Source organism: Myceligenerans indicum (assembly GCF_016742955.1).
Lineage (GTDB): Bacteria > Actinomycetota > Actinomycetes > Actinomycetales > Cellulomonadaceae > Myceligenerans > Myceligenerans indicum.
The window spans coordinates 1-2,289 of sequence record NZ_JABBYC010000114.1; the positions used below are offsets into that span (position 1 = coordinate 1).

The 2,289-nt window shown below is 67.3% G+C and carries 3 protein-coding genes; all 3 read left to right on the forward strand.

From position 1 onward, the window contains the following. Nucleotides 1–764 (forward strand): extracellular solute-binding protein (locus tag HGK34_RS22100; RefSeq protein ID WP_201851562.1); only part of this gene is annotated, 764 nt, incomplete at its 5' end. Nucleotides 765–918: 154 nt separating this feature from the next. Then, entirely contained in the window at nt 919–1,821 is a 903-nt protein-coding gene (locus HGK34_RS22105; RefSeq protein WP_201851564.1) for a carbohydrate ABC transporter permease, read from the forward strand. Continuing rightward, nucleotides 1,818–2,289: ABC transporter permease family protein (locus HGK34_RS22110; protein WP_504739214.1), on the forward strand; the 472-nt coding region annotated here is incomplete at its 3' end. The genes HGK34_RS22105 and HGK34_RS22110, both read left to right, overlap by 4 nt.

Genomic DNA, 2,289 nt, shown 5'->3' on the forward strand with positions numbered 1-2,289 from the left:
GCCTGGACCCGTCGGCCGAGTACGACGACCTGGACTCGTTCATCGCCGACCTGAAGAAGCTCGACAAGATGGACGTGACCCCCATCTCGGTGGCCACCACCTGGACCCAGGTCCACCTCCTGGAGACGGTGCTGCTCGCGGACCTCGGCCCCGACGGCTACTCCGGCCTGTGGGACGGTTCGACCGACTGGACGTCGGGTGACGTCACGGGCGCCCTCGAGGACTTCGAGACGATCATGTCCTACACGAACTCCGACCGTGACGGGCTGGACTGGCCCGAGGCCACCCAGCAGGTGATCGACGGCCAGGCCGCCTTCAACGTCATGGGTGACTGGGCCGTGGCGGCGTTCGAGGAGCAGAAGAAGGAACTCGGCACCGACTTCGTCGCCGTGCCGTCGCCGGGTACCGCCGGGACGTTCGACTTCCTCGCGGACTCCTTCACCCTGCCCGTCGGCGCTCCGCACCCGGACGGCACCAAGGCGTGGCTGGAGACCATCGGCTCGCTGGAGGGCCAGACCGCGTTCAACGCCGCCAAGGGTTCCATCCCGGCACGTACCGACGCCGACCCGATGGACTTCTCGGAGTACCAGCAGACGGCGATCGAGTCGTTCGCGAACGACACGATCGTGTCCTCGCTGGCCCACGGCGCGGCAGCCCCGGTTGCCACGCTGAACGCGATCAGCGACGCCACGAGCAAGTTCACCACCGGTGCGTCCGACCTCGACGCCTTCCAGTCCGACCTCGCCGCAGCTACCGCAGGCTGAGACGACCGACCCAGCACGACCCTCAAGCCCGCCGGGCGGCTTCACGGCGGCGTAGTACCTCCAGGCGGGACCCTGCACGACACCGCCTGGAGGTGCTACCCGGCCACCTGCCCGGCGGGCTTCGTGGCGGGTGCATCGATCCTCGAGGAATCCCATGTCCAAGACCTTGCGACGGGTAGGGCCTCCCCTGCTCCTGCTCGCCCCCTCTCTGCTGCTTCTGGCGGTGTTCGTCTACGGGTTGATCGCGGCGAACTTCCAGATGTCGTTCACCGACAACCACACCGCGGCCCAGGCCACCGGCCAGGCGCCGACCGTGAACGTCTGGTTCGACAACTACATCGCGCTGCTCGCCACCGACGCGTTCCAGCACTCGCTGCTCAACCTGCTCCTGTTCACGGCCGTGTTCCTGGTCGGGACCATGGCGATGGGCTTCGGGTGGGCCTGGCTCCTGGAGAAGCCCGTCAAGGGCGAGGGATTCTTCCGGTCGATCTACCTGTTCCCGATGGCCGTGTCCTTCGTGGCCTCAGGCGTGGTGTGGCGCTGGCTGCTGAACTCCAACCAGGACGCCCAGGCCTCCGGCCTCAACCGGCTGTTCCAGATCATCGGCCTGGACTTCCTGCAGAACAACTGGTGGAACAACGTCACGGTCGGTATCGCGGCGATCGCGATCCCGGCGATCTGGCAGCTGTCCGGCTACGTGATGGCCCTGTTCCTGGCCGGCTTCCGCGGCATCCCCGAGGAACTGCGCGAGGCGGCGCGGATGGACGGGGCGAGTGAGCTCCAGCTCTACCGCCACGTGCTGTTCCCCCAGCTCTCCCCCGTGGCGCTGTCTGCGCTGATCATCATCGGGCACATGAGCCTCAAGTCGTTCGACCTGATCATGTCCATCTCCAAGCCCGCGAACTACCAGACCAAGGTCCCGGCCGTGGACATGTACGTGTTCAAGTCGAGCTTCGACTACGCCAACGCGGCGGCCGTCGGCGCCATCCTTCTGGTCATCGTCGCGGCGGTCATCATCCCCTACCTGATCCACACCCACCGGGAGGAGAAGCGATGAGCGACCTCACCGCCACCCCCGCGACCCCGGCCGCGGCCGGCACGCCCGTCCCTCCGGTCCACGCGAACGCGGGCACCCTCTCGTCCGGCCAGGAGATCCGTCAGCCGCGCAGCCGGTACTCCGCAGGACGCACGGCCCGCTACGTCATCCTGCTGTTCTTCGTGCTCATCGTTCTCATCCCGGTGTACGTGCTCTTCGTGACCAGCTTCAAGGGCACGGGCGACGCGGCACCGGCACGCGCCTGGGCGCTGCCCACGACGTGGACCCTGGAGAACTGGCAGACTGCCTGGACCGCGCTGGCTCCCGCCATCGGGCGCAGCCTCCAGATGGTCATCCCGTCCACGATCATCTCGGCGTTCCTGGGCTCGCTGAACGGGTTCGTGCTGGCCCGCTGGCGCTTCAAGGGCGCCGACGTGGTGTTCACGCTCATCCTGTTCGGGATGTTCATCCCCTACCAGGCCGTCATGA